The 15599-nt window shown below is 31.3% G+C and carries 16 protein-coding genes; 4 read left to right on the top strand and 12 right to left on the bottom strand.

Going from position 1 to position 15599, the window contains the following annotated elements; genetic code table 11:
* Nucleotides 1-104: 104 nt before the first annotated feature.
* Both AC6EIZ_RS01965 and AC6EIZ_RS01960 read left to right on the top strand, forming a co-directional pair.
* On the top strand, nucleotides 105-755 hold the full coding sequence (locus tag AC6EIZ_RS01965; protein ID WP_498511927.1) for a methyltransferase domain-containing protein: 651 nt from the start codon (nucleotides 105-107) through the stop codon (nucleotides 753-755).
* 53 nt (nucleotides 756-808) lie between these two features.
* Complete coding sequence (locus tag AC6EIZ_RS01960) at nucleotides 809-1117, top strand: TlpA family protein disulfide reductase (protein WP_498511925.1); 309 nt, start codon at nucleotides 809-811, stop codon at nucleotides 1115-1117.
* Here AC6EIZ_RS01960 and AC6EIZ_RS01955 read toward each other — a convergent pair whose 3' ends face one another.
* The 3 genes from AC6EIZ_RS01955 to AC6EIZ_RS01945 form a co-directional block, all read right to left on the bottom strand.
* The gene (locus AC6EIZ_RS01955; RefSeq protein ID WP_498511923.1) at nucleotides 1118-1366 is read right to left on the bottom strand and encodes a hypothetical protein; all 249 of its coding nucleotides are present in this window, start codon (nucleotides 1364-1366) and stop codon (nucleotides 1118-1120) included.
* Between the two features lie 29 nt (nucleotides 1367-1395).
* On the bottom strand, nucleotides 1396-4902 hold the full coding sequence (gene mfd, locus AC6EIZ_RS01950; RefSeq protein ID WP_498511922.1) for a transcription-repair coupling factor: 3507 nt from the start codon (nucleotides 4900-4902) through the stop codon (nucleotides 1396-1398).
* Between the two features lie 62 nt (nucleotides 4903-4964).
* Nucleotides 4965-5624, bottom strand: coding sequence for a hypothetical protein (locus AC6EIZ_RS01945; protein ID WP_498511921.1), 660 nt, complete (start codon nucleotides 5622-5624; stop codon nucleotides 4965-4967).
* 83 nt (nucleotides 5625-5707) lie between these two features.
* Here AC6EIZ_RS01945 and AC6EIZ_RS01940 point away from each other — a divergent pair, with 83 nt between their 5' ends.
* The gene (locus tag AC6EIZ_RS01940) at nucleotides 5708-6430 is read left to right on the top strand and encodes a TerC family protein (protein WP_498511919.1); all 723 of its coding nucleotides are present in this window, start codon (nucleotides 5708-5710) and stop codon (nucleotides 6428-6430) included.
* Here AC6EIZ_RS01940 and fmt read toward each other — a convergent pair.
* From fmt to AC6EIZ_RS01895, 9 genes are all read right to left on the bottom strand, one after another.
* On the bottom strand, nucleotides 6427-7437 hold the full coding sequence (gene fmt, locus AC6EIZ_RS01935; RefSeq protein ID WP_498511917.1) for a methionyl-tRNA formyltransferase: 1011 nt from the start codon (nucleotides 7435-7437) through the stop codon (nucleotides 6427-6429). The genes AC6EIZ_RS01940 and fmt overlap by 4 nt on opposite strands.
* Entirely contained in the window at nucleotides 7434-8822 is a 1389-nt protein-coding gene (locus tag AC6EIZ_RS01930) for a TldD/PmbA family protein (RefSeq protein WP_498511915.1), read from the bottom strand. The genes fmt and AC6EIZ_RS01930 overlap by 4 nt, the downstream gene beginning before the upstream one ends.
* Before the next feature lies 1 nt (nucleotide 8823).
* Nucleotides 8824-10269, bottom strand: a complete 1446-nt coding sequence (locus AC6EIZ_RS01925; protein ID WP_498511914.1) for a TldD/PmbA family protein — start codon at nucleotides 10267-10269, stop codon at nucleotides 8824-8826.
* 135 nt (nucleotides 10270-10404) lie between these two features.
* On the bottom strand, nucleotides 10405-10884 hold the full coding sequence (locus AC6EIZ_RS01920; protein ID WP_498511912.1) for a DUF2996 domain-containing protein: 480 nt from the start codon (nucleotides 10882-10884) through the stop codon (nucleotides 10405-10407).
* A gap of 70 nt (nucleotides 10885-10954) precedes the next feature.
* Nucleotides 10955-11548: a hypothetical protein gene (locus AC6EIZ_RS01915; protein ID WP_498511910.1), complete on the bottom strand. Its 594-nt coding sequence runs from the start codon at nucleotides 11546-11548 to the stop codon at nucleotides 10955-10957.
* On the bottom strand, nucleotides 11545-12153 hold the full coding sequence (locus tag AC6EIZ_RS01910) for a flavin prenyltransferase UbiX (protein ID WP_498511909.1): 609 nt from the start codon (nucleotides 12151-12153) through the stop codon (nucleotides 11545-11547). The genes AC6EIZ_RS01915 and AC6EIZ_RS01910 overlap by 4 nt, the downstream gene beginning before the upstream one ends.
* Nucleotides 12154-14463, bottom strand: a complete 2310-nt coding sequence (locus AC6EIZ_RS01905) for an RNB domain-containing ribonuclease (protein WP_498511907.1) — start codon at nucleotides 14461-14463, stop codon at nucleotides 12154-12156.
* 84 nt (nucleotides 14464-14547) lie between these two features.
* On the bottom strand, nucleotides 14548-14841 hold the full coding sequence (locus tag AC6EIZ_RS01900) for a TMEM165/GDT1 family protein (RefSeq protein ID WP_498511906.1): 294 nt from the start codon (nucleotides 14839-14841) through the stop codon (nucleotides 14548-14550).
* 16 nt (nucleotides 14842-14857) lie between these two features.
* Nucleotides 14858-15205: a TMEM165/GDT1 family protein gene (locus tag AC6EIZ_RS01895; RefSeq protein ID WP_498511904.1), complete on the bottom strand. Its 348-nt coding sequence runs from the start codon at nucleotides 15203-15205 to the stop codon at nucleotides 14858-14860.
* A gap of 308 nt (nucleotides 15206-15513) precedes the next feature.
* Between AC6EIZ_RS01895 and psb30 the strand changes: the two genes are divergently transcribed.
* Complete coding sequence (psb30, locus tag AC6EIZ_RS01890) at nucleotides 15514-15597, top strand: photosystem II reaction center protein Ycf12/Psb30 (protein ID WP_071813363.1); 84 nt, start codon at nucleotides 15514-15516, stop codon at nucleotides 15595-15597.
* Nucleotides 15598-15599 lie beyond the last annotated feature (2 nt).

Genomic DNA, 15599 nt, shown 5'->3' with positions numbered 1-15599 from the left:
TTTAATTTTTTTCTATATTATAGTGTTTCCTATCTATCTCTATTATTTCTTTACATCACAATAAATTATAAATCATCTATTATACGTTTAGTGATTTAATTAAGATGGAACTCTCTAGTTACGATAGAGTAAAAATTGATATTGCAGATGATCAAATCTTTTATCAATATCCAAGATATGTTCATCACCTCAGCAATTCATTCAGATCAAGACTTACCACCTTGTACGCAGATTATCTCAAAGAGCATTACGTAATTCTAGATTTAATGACTAGTTGGGTAAGCCATTTGCCATCGAAGATTAGATATAAAAAAGTTATCGGTCATGGAATGAATGAGGCTGAGCTAAGTTCAAATAATCGTCTTGATAAGTATTGGGTCCAAAACTTAAATAGTGAACAAAATATGCCACTTGAAGATTCTTCTATTGATGTTGGATTAATTGTTGCTGGATGGCAATATCTTCAATTTCCTGAAAAGGTTTCTGAAGAACTATCAAGGGTTATTAAATCTGATTCATTATTGTTAATATCCTTTAGCAACCGTGCATTCTGGACCAAATCTCCTAATATTTGGACTTATTCTTCAGAGGAAAAAAGAATTGAATATGTAAAGAGTATTCTTACTACAAATGGATGGAGGATTGAAAAAATCTTCAAAGAAAAAACATATGAAGAAAAACTTTTTGGTTTTTTTTCCACTGAAAGTGATCCTTTCTTTTCAGTTATTGCAAGAAATAATAAGTCTAATAACTGAACTAGATATTTTTAAAAGGTATATTTAGTATTAGTTAACAATAAAATTTTATTATGTCCTGTTCTTTAATTAAATTTAGTTCTGAAGATTGTGGAACCTGTCACAGAATGAGCTTCTTTGATTCTAAAGTTGCTAATGAATTAGGTATTGAATTTATAAGTGTAAAACTTCAAGATACTGCGGTTTATAGAAAATATAGACCAATTCTATTAAAACAATATCCTACAAAAGAAGGTATGGGATGGCCTACTTATCTATTAGTTAGAAATCCTGAGGGAGAATTTGAAATTATTGGTGAACTAAAAGGAGGGATTGCTAAAGGTGATTTTAGAGAAAGACTAACTAAATTAATATCAAATTAATTAATTAACTGGTTGCATTAAGCCCCCGCTTCCAGAATCAGAATCATCGTCATCGTTGCCTGTGTCGACTGTTATGAGTGTATATATTCCTAGAGCTAGAAGACTTATCATTCCGCTAAAAATACTTAGCCCATATTGGTTAGAGCTGATTTCTATTACTTCTCCCAATTTAAAAATACTCAAATTTTGGAGACTATAGCAATTTTTTCCTTTAAAAGCGTTTGGCTCAACCAATTGATAGATTGACATGTCTCTTCTCTCAGAATTTACTTTGCTATTTAATGACTATTTATCGCAGAATTCATTAACTTTAGCCAATCTGTTAGTTGATCTAGAAGTTTATCACTATCCAATATGCCTAGACCTCGAATAGTAATTGTCGAATTCCGACTCCCTTTTTTATAAATAAACCTTCCATGAAGATGTTTAGCCAAACCTTTTCTTAATAATTTAAAAGCTGGCTCATCCATCATGGTTTCAAGCTCAACATTTGGTTTAGACAACTTAATTCTCGAGAAACCACATTTTTTGGCGATCAACTTTAATTTCATTACTTCTATTAATGATTCAACGGCCTTTGGTAATGTTCCATATCTATCAACCAAATTGCTAGCAAATTGAACTAATTCATCATTGTTATCACATTCTGTAGCTAATCTATAAGCATTTATCTTTTCATCTGGATCAGTTATCCAATCACCCGGGATAAAAGCAGTTACTGGTAAATCAATTTGGGTATCTTCTACAGAAGGGATATCTTGCCCTTGTATTTCTGCAATAGTTTCCTGCAATAATTCCATATACAAATCAAATCCTATTGTTTCCATTTGCCCGCTTTGTTCAATTCCTAAAATATTACCAACTCCTCGAATTTCCATATCCCTCATCGCTAATTGATAACCACTCCCCAAATTACTAAATTCTTTTATGGCTTTTAATCGTTGTATTGATGTCTCATTTAATTTCTCATTACTTGGGTAAAACAACCATGCGTGTGCTTGTACTCCACTTCGTCCTACTCTGCCTCTCAATTGATAAAGTTGAGATAAACCAAATTTGTGAGAATCTTCAATTAAAATAGTATTTACTCGGGGAATATCTAAGCCACTCTCAACAATAGTTGTACATAGCAAAATATCTGCATCTCCAGCATTAAATGCCAACATTGCATTCTCTAATGCTCCTTCTTCCATTTGCCCATGCGCTATTAATAATTTCACATTTGGAATCATAGTTTTTAATTTTTCTGCAACCTCATCTATCCCTGCTATTCGAGGAACAATATAAAAAATTTGACCGCCTCTATCAATCTCTTGAGAAATTGCGCTTCTTATTATTTCATTGTCAAGAGGTGCCAAATGAGTTTTAATTGGTCTACGTAATGGTGGTGGAGTAGTTATTAGACTCATTTCACGTACACCAGAAAGACTCATATAAAGAGTTCGTGGTATTGGTGTCGCAGATAGGGTTAAGACATCAACACTTTTTTTTAACTCCTTTATCTTTTCCTTTTGGTTAACTCCAAAACGTTGTTCTTCATCTATCACCAGAAGACCTAAGTCCTTATATATTAATTTTTTATTCAAGAGCTGATGAGTACCAACAACAGCGTCAATTTGCCCATCTTTAAGTCCACTCAATATTTGTTTTCTTTCATTACTAGTTTTAAATCTATTCAGTAATGATACCTTTATCGGGTAGGGAGCAAATCGATCTGTGATTGTTCTCCAGTGTTGTTGAGATAATACTGTTGTTGGAGCTAACAATGCTATCTGTTTTCCTGAAGTAATAGCCTTAAAAATTGCTCTTATTGCTACTTCTGTTTTGCCAAATCCAACATCACCACAAACTAATCTATCCATAGGCTTTTCACTTTCCATATCAGATTTAACTTGCTTTGTAGCTTTTGCTTGATCCGGTGTTAGTGCGTATGGAAATGAGTCTTCTAATTCACTTTGCCAAGGTCCATCATTTGGAAATTTGAATCCTTTTTCCTTACTTCTTTCTGCATATAAATTAATTAAATCAATAGCAACCTTTTTAACTGACTTCTTTGCCTTTTCCTTTATTTTGTTCCAATTGGCTCCTCCTAGTTTATTAATTGTTGGAGTCTTTGAATTTGAATTTCTATATCGACACAAACTACCAAGTTGATCAGCCGCAACACTAAGTTTTCCATCCATGTATTTTATTACCAAATAATCTCTAGATTCATCATTAATATTTAACTTCTGAATTTTCTGAAATAGGCCGATACCATGATTTCTATGAACAACGTAATCACCAGGTTTCATTTTATTGGGATCTATTCTCTTGCTTTGTGATTGTTTTCTTCTTCTTACATAGCCTGCACTAGAAATATGATGTTGCCCAAAAAATTCCTTATCTGTTATTAAGGCAATTTTCCATGTAGGAAGTAAAAATCCTTCAATTTCGCCTTCATTATTATTTTTAATTGATACTGGTATATTGTCATCTATTACACTTTTAATAGGATTAAAATCTATATTATTAGGTATGAATTTTGAGATACACTCATGTTCTTCTAAAAGAGAAACTGCTCGGCTAGGTTGTGCCGAAATTATCCAGATTGAATATTTTTCTTTTATATAGTCTTTAATTGATAAACTTATTTTTCCATATTGATTTGGAAGCCATTGATGAATTTTACTGGAGATATTAAACACATTAGCTTTTCCTGAAGTATCTTCTAAATCAGTCACATCTATTCCATTAAACTCATTAATAGATTCATAAATATCTTTTATTGCTTTATGAAGATTTGGCTTATATATATTCTCTAATAATACTTCAGCTTCTAAATTAGAAATAAAATCCTTATAACTTTCGTCTACAATATTATGCCAAGCATTTCCATGAGATAAACCTTGAAGCCTTTCTTCAACTACTATAAATGTATTATTATCTAGGTAATCTAATAACGAAGATGGTTTATCAAAAGCTACTCCTAAATATTTTTTAGCAGAGGGTAATTTATTTGAATTTACTAACTCAGAGTACTCATCATCTGTAAACAAGCAAGAAATGTCCTTATCATTTATAGATATAAGCTCTTTAATAATTAGAGGATCAAACCCTGTTGGAGTAATACATATGTTATCAATTTTTTCTAATGATCTTTGTGTTATTGGATCAAATTCTTTAATCTTTTCTAAATGATCACCAAATAATTCCAATCTAATTGGTAATTCACTACTTACAGGATAAATATCAATAATGTCTCCACGTCTAGTCCATAATCCTTCCTGATCTATATTGTTTGAATTTATATATCCACATTCAGTCAATCTCATTGATAACTTTCGTAGGTTGACTTCTTGACCTACTTTTAATTTTATACATTTTGATTTAAGATAATCATAAGGAGGTAAATGTGGTTGTAATGATCTTTCGGTTGCAATTATGGCAATATTCTCATCATCTTTTAATTCCATTACATCACTAAGAACTTGTAATTGTCCCCATATGATTTCTGATGTTACCTGTATAGAATCATATGGAGACACCTCACTCGTAGGATATAGACATGTCTTAGTCCAACCACAATCCCTTACAAGTGGAAACCATCTTGTAGCATCTTCTAATGTTGGTACAATAACTAATAATGTTTTTGATTCTTTTTTTGCAAGAGAGGTTGTAATTAATGCTTTTGCTGTTCGGCAAGCTCCAGTTAATATTAATCTTTCATTTCTATTAGATCGTGCAAATAACTCATTTGTTAACTGATGATTTTCTAGAAACTTTGCTATAGACTCTAATGACACTATTCCATTTTACTCAATTTATTATTGTTACCATAACATTTCTTTTGTCTTATTGAAAAGTCTTAACGAGCTAGATATTGACTTCGAATTGACTTGAGCTTTGAAACAAAAGATATTAATTGTTCTTGATTTAGTTCCTTCCTTGTTGAAACATTAAATTCCTTTTGTAAATAGTCCCTTCCTTGAGCATTATCCCATGATATGTCCTTAAGTATGCTATCAGACTCTTCAATTAAATTGTTAATATTTATTGTAAATTCATTAGATTTAGATGTTATCTCTATTTCCTTCAAAAGATTTAGATACTTTAAAATATCAGTATACTTAGTTATTTTGTTTCGACTATTATAACCTAGATTGTTTTCTAAAAAACTTATTTCATCATTTCTAGACCATTTTAATCTTGCAATTTCTAAATCTATTTCTGTTAGTTCTTTACTCCAATCACTTGGTTCCTGATTGACATTAGTTTTTTCACTTTTAGGTAATTCGACTACCAATGGGGTTTTAATTTTCTCATTATTAATTGAGTTAATATTCGACTCATCATTAATTTCTATGTTTAGCCTTTTATTAAGTCTATATATAGCCTTATCTTCTGCATCTTCTACAGTTGGCCCTTCAGCCAAAGCACTACCCATATTTTTTTCGTTAAGCCAGCCATTCACTTGTACAACGGCCTTATTCTCAGTTAGGTGACAAAGCTTCGATTCAATCCTCATATCTCTTTTGAATTACCCTAATTAGAATTATTAGGGTTAACATAAACCAAAGGTAGTCTAAATGGTTCTTTTTTCCTAATTTAATGGATTCAGCATCTCTTAGATCCTTAACACCTTTACTTGATGGTATCGACAGATGGGTTGAATTAGCACCTCTTTTACCAATTATTATCTCCTTAGAGCTTGTATTGTCAGCTGATAATGCTGTGGCTCTAGCATCAATAACTAAGAGTTTAAAAAGTATTGATCTCCAAAAGAAGGCACTTAATATAGGTATATTCATAGCTTTATTGCTGAGAATTCTTGTAATTCTTACTGCTCAATTCTTTTTAAACTTTTGGCCAGTCAAGCTTGTTGGTGGTATTTATTTAATATCTCTTTCAATTTCAAAGTTTATTTCCATTAATGATAAATCCTCAATTGATACTGAAAAAACTAATAAACTTAACTCTAACAATTCATTATTAAAGGTTATTTTTCTATTGGCTGTAACAGATTTAGCATTTTCAATTGATAGTGTTACTGCTGCTGTAGCAATAAGTGACCAATTTTTATTAGTTATTACTGGAGCTATCATTGGTGTTATTGCATTAAGGTTTACCTCTGGTTTATTCATAAAATGGCTAGAAATATATATTAATTTAGAAAAAGCTGGCTATATTGCAGTTGCTATAATTGGATTAAAGTTAATAATTCAATTAATATTTTTCCAATTAGTTATACCTGAGTACTTATTCTATTTATTAATGCTGTGTGTTTTTCTTTGGGGTTTTTCATCCAAAGTTAATACAATTGATAATATTTAGTTTCCAAAGATATTTTTAATGCATAGGTTTGATTGAACAGATAAGGTATAACTGTCTGTTGTCTTTTTACCTTCTAATTGGCCATATTTAATTTCTAGGGGATAATCAAGAGTCATTATTGTTATCCCAGTTTGTTTATTTAACAAAATAATTTCTCCTGGTTGTTTATTTTTAGTTAACTGATTATAGATATCTTGTCTTTCTAGGAATTTTTCTTTATTTGTTATTATTATAGCCTCTAGTATTTTTACTCTTTTACCATTGTAAAACGTATATGCGTTTGGATAAAGTCCCTTAATTTTCTTTAGAATTTTTCTCGCTGTTTGATTCCAATCTATTACATAATCTTCCTTTTTGATTTGTCTGGCATAACTTGGATTACGATTAAGTTTACATTGATCGACAGCTTTTAATTCTTCTAGAATTGAGGACCTATTTAGGCTTTTACACTTCTTTATTCTTTCAAGTGATTTAACTAATAACTTAGAGGATATGTTCGATAATCTATTTGTAAGTATCTCAAGATTGTCTGAATCATTGATGATCGTTGACTCTTGTTCAATAACAGGACCTGTATCTAATCCTTCTTCCATCGACATAATACAAATACCAGTGGTTGAATCATCATTGATGAGGCTCCACTGAATTGGAGCAGCGCCTCTCCATACAGGTAATAAGGAAGCATGACTATTCCAGCATCCGAGTTTTGGGAGATCTAATATTTCTTTTGGAAGAATTTGACCAAAAGCTACAACTATAAAAATATCAGCGTTCAAACTTATGAGCATATCCTTTGTATTTTGATCCTTGCTTATTGATTGTGTTGTAAAGACAGGAATACCTAAATCGATTGCTGATTGTTTTACAGGAGATGGTGAAAGCTTTTTCCCCCGACCTCGCTTTCTATCTGGTTGTGTAACTACAGCATTTACTTCGTGTCCAGCCTTTACTATGTTTATTAAATTTTCGGCAGCATATTTAGGGGTTCCCCAAAAAACTATCTTCACGCTTCACCAGTTATTGAGATGTTATCCACCCAAACATATGGACTAATTCCTTGATGTGTCACTATCTGTTCTCTTTCAATTTTAACAATACCTTTTAATACTTTTAAAATATCACCAGCAACTGTTGCTGCTTCTATTGACGTCTTTTTACCATCATTAACTATCCAACCATCAAAGGGTAACGAAAAAGAGCCTTGGCTAGCCTTAACTCCAGAGTGAATAGCAGAAAGTTCATCTATTAATATATATTCTTTAGTTGTTTCCTTAATACTCAGACTTGGTTCCTTATCAATTTCTTTTATACTCTTGCTTACAACCAACCAATCTGGAGAAACTGACACCTTGGCTCCTAAACCTGCATGGCCAGTGGGATTAACTCTAAATTTTCTTGCAGTGGCCTCTGAATGTAATAAGTTGGTTAAAACACCACCAGTTATTAAATTGATATTTTGAGTTGGAGTTCCTTCACCATCAAAACTAAATGCTCCAACATTTTCTGGATGAAGACCTTCATCGCTTATGTTTAAATTAGAAACAGAAATTTGAGATCCTATTGAATCTTTGTTCATTAAACTTAGACCGTCAAGAATCGAACGTGCATTAAACATTGAACTAAATGCAGTAATTAATTGAAGAAAGGCTTCAGGTGAAAAGCAAACTAAATATTTATCGGTATCTATGGATTTATAATTTAAATGACTGACTAACTTATTTGACGTTTCTTTTATACAAGAATCTATTTGAAGGTCTTCTAAATTTGAGCTTAATCTAATTCCTCCTGCACTCCTTGGTTTTTTACCCTTTTCTTCAGCCTTAGCGTACAAGTAAATTGATGTTTGTGAAAGTTTCATATATCTATTAGCACCTTCACTGTTTATATAGATTCTTTCCATATGAGTTTCACTCAATCCGTTATATGGAACAGAATCAATTGAAACATGTGTGTTTATTAATTGTTTTTCAGCCTTTTTTAAGACAGAGAGTAATTCATCAATTGAATGCGTTTTACTAACGCTACAATCAACTTGATTTAATGGTGACTTTGCTAAAGATGAAAAATTTGGTGATTCCTTTTCATTACCAAAAAGACTTGCTTGAATAGCTCCTCTCATTGCTTTTTTAATTCCTTCGCTTGTTAAGTCAGAAGTACTAGTTATTCCAACCTTATTATTTTTATTCCATACTCTTAATGTCATTGAATTTCTTTGAGAACCTTTTAGCTGCTTAGCATTTCCTTGTTGAACTTGAACCGATATATCTTTACTAGAGGATGCTCCCACATCCCATTTTTCAATCTCAGACTCTTTACTAAATTTGACTAAAAGGTTATTCAAGAGTTCAGGATCTAGTTCACCACTTTTATTATTAGTATTTAAATTATTCATATTATCTTCCCCCTACTGTGATTGAATCTACTTTTATATGAGGCTGACCAACAGTCACATTTACACTTCCACTTACAGATCCGCAAAAACCTGCTGCAAGATCCAAATCATTCGCACACATTGAAATTCTTGGCAAAATTTCTTTTGCTTCACCAATTAATGTTGCTCCTTTAACTGGTTTATCAAGTTTTCCATTTTTAATTATATAGCCTTCTTCAACTGAGAAATTAAATTGACCTGTTGGACCAACACTACCTCCCCCCATAGATTTGCAGTAAAGTCCATTATCAACGCTTTCTATTAATTTTTCAGGAGAAAAATCACCTGGTTTGATGTATGTATTTCTCATCCGACTTGCAGCTGCAAATGAGAAATTTTGTCTTCTTCCACTACCTGTCCTTGGATGACCAGTTCTTAATGAGCCTGCTCTATCAGAAATAAATTTTTTTAAAATACCATCTTCAATAAGTAATGTATTTTGAGGTTCCATTCCTTCATCATCCATAGAAATTGAACCAAAGGCGTAATCTGATAGTCCTTCATCAACAGCACTTACTGCTTTATGGGCAATTTGCTTATCGATGCTGTCGTGAAATGGTGATGTCCCTCTCTCTAATTGAGTGGTTTCAAGGAGATGACCACATGCTTCATGGAAGATTACACCTCCAAATTTATTAGCTAAAACAACAGGCATTTGACCTGCTTGAACATATTCTGCGTAAAGCATTTTTTGAGCACTCTCATTTAATTCTTCTGCACTTTTATCAATATTCCAGTTTCTAAGATCATCAGGGTTGCCAGAACTACCATATCTTCTGGCAGAAGTTGATCTGTTTTTATCTTTTTGCGCTATCACATTGATACCTACTGTTTGATGTAGACGAATGTCCCTAGCAAATACACCATCAGATGCAGCAACAAGAACTTCCTGCCAGTTTCTTGAATAACTTGCTCTTCTTACTTGCAAATTTTTATTTTTATCAGCTAGTGATTTATTAGCTTCTAACAATTTGATTGTCGATTCATTTAGATCTGGCGTATCCAGTAACCAGTTATTCTTTTTAACTCCATAATCTTTCAGGTTTGTTAAACCAGCAAATTTGTCATTATTTTTTGAACCAATTTCTAACCCTAACATTCCTAAAGCTTGGTTTAAGGCAAATAGGAGACCAGCGTTGGTCAAATCGTTGGTACTTACAAATCCGTCTTTTTTTCCCAGAAAAACCCTTATACCAGCACCAACACCGAAAGATGGACTAACATTAGAAACTTCATCTTGCTCTGCCAATAGCGAGATATTATCAGATTTCTCTAGAAAAATTTCTATAAGGTCTGCTCCAGCTGATCTGCCTAGAGATAATAATTCTTCAATTTGTGGTTTTATTGTGTCGTCGAAAGTATGAAATAATAAATTATCATTTTTTTTAGTAAGTAATGAATTAGTCAATTTCTTTTTTTTTATATTATGGCATTTAATCGGCATAACTGCGTATTAAACATAATGAAAAAATATCTAATGTTATTATTTAATAATAAATGAAAATAATATATGTCGATTAGTTAAATGGTTAATTAAGAATAATCAATTAGCACCAATCCATTTTTGTCCGTTTAGTCTTTGAAGAACTCTTGAAATCAATAGTACTAATGTAGTCTTTTTTTCGTCAATTAGAAAAGATTCGACAATACTAGGTTTAGAATTTGACTCTGCTAATAATATAGTCTTATCAGAGGTTATTATATCATTGTTAAAGCAAAGCCAAAATCTTCTTTGTTCAGATAGTTCACAAAAAATCATCCAACAATGGCCGCCCACTACTGGTCGTTCACCTTCTATTAATTTAATATTATTAACAATTGTCCCTTTCTTTTGGATAGAGTTCTTTAACTCTGGAATTAAATGATTATTTATAAATTCTTGAAATGGCTTATCTTCTAATTTAGGAGGCTTAACAGCTTTTTTAGGAGCGGGTGCAGCTTCTGTCTTATTGACAGTTTTTGATTCAGCCTTGGAAGGTTCGTTTTTTGAATTTATTTCGCTTGTTGGTTTTGTATTTTCCATAAAAAAATTTTAGCAAATTTACTAAAAAACTAGCTAAGTTATTTTAAATTAAAAATATTTTATCTATATATTACCAGTTTAAAAAGGATTCATCGTTCCAATCAGGAAACTCTGAGATATCAGAACTGTTATTCTTGCTTTTTATTTTCTGTTCAGCATAAAAATCATCGTCAATATAATTTGGAAAATCCGAATAATCGGATTGATTATTATCATAAGCATAAGCATTTGTATTTACTCTTTCAGTTTTGCCAATTACTCTAAAACTTGCATTTAATGTAGGAGAAGAATCGTTGATATCCCTCTCTATTAATGTTTTCTCATAATTATCACCAATAAATCTTTCTTTGTATTCAATTGTTGGATTATTGTCTTCATAGGCTTGGTATTCAATAGTTGGCTTTTTAGTTTCATTCGCATTGTATTCACTTAAATTTTTTGTATTTAATCTATTAATCTTTGCAAGATTAGTTGTGACAAGATACGAAAGTATAAAACCAGTTCCTGATGATAGTGCAAGATATGATCCCAATGAAAGTGTTGGAGTATTCCAAATAAGTATTTTTAACTTTGTTGATTCTTTTTGATTAGCTAGGTTTAAAAAAATTATTAATAATAAAGTTGATAAGAATGGAAAGGCTTTAATTATATAATTTAGATTCATTTATTTGGCCCTTCCCATCTCTTTACGTTTTTTAATTCCTCACCAAGAGAATCAAACAGTCTTACAACTATAAAATCGATTAAATCATCTATTGTCCTTGGATTTGTATACCAGGCAGGGATGGGTGGAACAATTAATGCTCCTGCAGTAGCTAAGCGCTTAATATTGTCTATATGTATTAAATTCAATGGTGATTCTCTTGGTGAAATAATTAGTGGTCTATTTTCTTTTAAGTGAACATCAGCACATCTTTCTATTAAATCCAATGAAAATCCAGAGGCTATCCTGCCCAATGTTCCCATAGAACATGGAACAATTACCATTCCTTTTGTTTTATGACTACCACTTGCAATAGGAGCTGAATGATCATTCCATCTATAACATTTTAAAATTCCTGATTGTACACTTAGTTTATTTCTCCAAAATTCTGTCTGCGCATTTGGTTCTACAGGGATATTAATATTACGTTCGCTTTTGGCTACTTCATATGCGCCTTTACTTAATATTAAATCAACAGATTTATTATTTTCTAACATAAGCTGCACTGATCTCTCACCTATTTGCATAGCCGAGGCTCCAGTAATTGCAATAACAATACTTTTCATTTAAGCTTGATTATTGAATTTAATATCTTTAACAATATCAATATTAGTTTTTGATTCGGTATCAAACTTTTTCACAAGTTCTAGATCAATTTGATTTTTTAAAATATCTACTTTTAAAACTTTAACATTTACCTTTTGTCCAAGTTGATATGTCTTTTTATATTTTCTTCCCACTAAAAGATTTTGTCTTGATCTGTATTCATACCAATCATCACCAAGTGTACTTACATGAACTAATCCTTCAGCAGTTATATCATTTATTTCAGCAAAGAAACCATAACTTTGAACGCCGGTAATAATTGCTGTTACTTCTTTACCTATAATTTTTTGAGCTTCTCTACTCTGAGCAATTGAAATAATGTTATTCCTAAATGATTTAGATTTTTTTCTTATTTCATTTAAATTTTGAATTAACTTTAAATTGGCTTGATTAGCAATATTCCCAGAAACCTTAGATGAGAATATATCCCAATTTACATCATTCCAACTATCCTTTTTTCCCAATTCAATCGATTTTTTACTTCGACTAGTGGATTTGTTTTTGCCATCTACTAATAATGAACTTAAAATATATTGATTGAATATATTCCAATAGTTTAATGAAGGACAACACCAGGGAGCCTCAATATTATCTTGTGGTAAAACAATATTTGAATCTTGACTGTCTAGTTGAGTATTAAATTTGTAAAGTTTTAGATGTATGCCTGGAATTATATGCTTCATTAGTTTATGAAGTATTTTCTTTTCTGCACTCGTCTCAAATGATTTTATTAATTGATGTGTCGTAGCAGAGCCATCAATATTAACTGTAATCTGATTATCTAATGCTAATACTGATTTAGTTAATTCATTAATAGCTGATTGATCAATTTCCTCATGTTCCTTATAAATAAAAGGTAATTTATAGCCAATTAAATGTTTAGCTAGAATATTATTAGATAACCTGATAAAGACATCCATTATTGACTGTGAATCTAAAGAATCATAAGATTTAGTCCATCCATTAAAGTCTCTACTCGGAAAAGCTTTTTGTAATTCATTTAATCTTTCTAGATTGGGTATATGTTGATCTAATTTAATAGATAAATTATTACTACTGTTAATTAGTTTTGAAGCATAAATAATGGTATAAATGACATCTAAATTATCCTTAACAGGCTTTAATGCAATTGGTACAGACTTAGAAGTTGGCTTTCTATTGTTAATAGCTTTAAGGTGCTTTGGGGTAATGATTTTTACAGGTTTAATGATAGTGAGTGAAAATTTCCAATCAGCTATTTTACCGTGGCTATCGATATCTATCATTAAGGATATTGCTTGACATTCCTCATTGAGCTTGAATTGAGAAGACGAGTTGAGTGATTCATTAAGAAATTCAAGCCAATTATTTCCTAAACAAATTACTTCGCCTTTCATTTTCAGATATTCGTCTAACTTTCCGCCAATATTAATTCTTTCGGAAACAGTTGGTGAATGAAGCCATATTCTATTACCACCCTCAAAAGGCTGCGCATAAATTGCCGGTAAAGATGGTGAATTAGGACATTCCCAACTTTCAAATAAAAGTGAAGGTTGAGAGGTTAAGTTTTCTCTTCCTTTTATTGAAACTTTCTTTGGTGAAATTTTAGGAAGGTCAAAATTCCTCGTAATATTGTTCTTAGAAAGCAATATTTCAATGTCACCATCTACCCCAGCTTGTGTTGACAACTCCCTAATTATTGAACCTTTTGCATTAAATTGAGCAATTGGATACTTGCTTATTTTTATTTCATAAATTAGCTCTTTGCTAGCTAACTTATGATGATTATTAACATCGTTATCTAACTCTATAATTACTGGTATTCTGTCATCCAATGGGTAGCCCTTTAAGCCTCCCGTCAATTTGTCAATTTCAACTTTTGCAAGCAAAATATTATTACACCTTTCCAATACACATTGTATGGAACCCTCAGGAGCCCTTCTTTTAACTCCTGGTTTTGTGATTAATACAATTACAGAATCACCATGCCAAGCATTATTCAAATTAGATTCTCTAATGTATATATCTTCACCTTGATCTTCTCTGACAACAAAACAAAAACCTTTACTGCTACAACGAACCCTACCTCTAATAAAATCAATTTCGTCATTAATGTACAGTTTCTCATTATTAATATTTTGGACTAAACCAAGCTTTGTAAGTGCATTAATTGCTATTCGTAAATTATCTCTATCCTGTTTTTTTGTAAGCTTTAAGGATTTTTCAAGTTTGGATAAATCTAAACCATCCTCTCTCTCTAGATTTTCAAGTATTTTTAAAACAGTTGTCATAGTAACGGTTGATAATTAACTTAATTCATTGAATTCAAGTCTTGAAGTAAAAGACTATATATAGTTTAGAACAATCCATGATTACTAGCTATCACTAATATATTGCTTAGTACATTCTGCTAAGAGGTTTATTCCAATAACTAAGAATACTGTTCCTGAAAGCAGTTTAAGTAAGAAAGGTGGTATCAGATTAGCAATAGAACCACCTGCCAAAGCCCCCAAAAGAGTAGCCAGTATTAGAGCGATTGAGGATCCCATGAATACAGCTAAGGGTTTATTAGTTGTACTACTTAAAGTTATTGTCGTTAATTGAGTCTTGTCACCCATTTCAGCTAGAAATACAGTAACAAATGTTGTGAAAAGAAGCGTAAGAATCATTAAAATAATTCAAATTCTATTTTTGTAAAAATTCAAAAAAACCTATTGTTACAAGGTATATTCCTAAACTTAACATAATTATTCCTGAAACTACTATGAAATTTTGTCTTGGGAAATTATTTGCGATCCATCTTCCAATAAGTACTCCAAGAAGACTTGTTGATATAAGTGCTAGTGCCGCACCAAGGAAAATAATTATTGGTCTACCTGACTGAGCAGATAGCATCAATGTTGCAAGCTGGGTCTTGTCACCTAACTCAGCCAAAAAAATTGTACTAAAGGATGTAATTAACACGCTTATAAAAGGAGTAGAATCCTTTGAGTCACTATTATCTTCTTTAGATTTTGGATTAGGTTGCCCCATTCACTCCCCTATAGTGATGTTATCTTTTTTATGTCTTTTCAATTATTACATCTTAATATATAAAACTTATAAACAATCAATTTATCGATATATTCGCTTTTTTAATAAAGATTTTAAAATAATCACTAATTCTTATACTTGACATATCATAAATAAACTAAAAATAGAAATTCTAATTTTCTGGGAATTCAATGCATATTCTCATAATATAAAAATCCAAGGATTTGTAGTGAAAATCAAAGATTTTTAATTATTGTGAAGTATCGTCATTTTATTTAGTACAATAAAAAACAAATATTTTAAACATCATGGGAAACCTTTTGCCTCTAGTAGCTGTCTTTTTAGCTGGTCCAGCAATCATTGCATTGATATTCTATAGAAGAGGTGTTTAAAG

The organism is Prochlorococcus sp. G4PB16 (assembly GCF_059772465.1).
The sequence above is the reverse complement of the archived record's forward strand: the minus strand, read 5'-3'. Positions and strand labels throughout refer to the sequence as shown.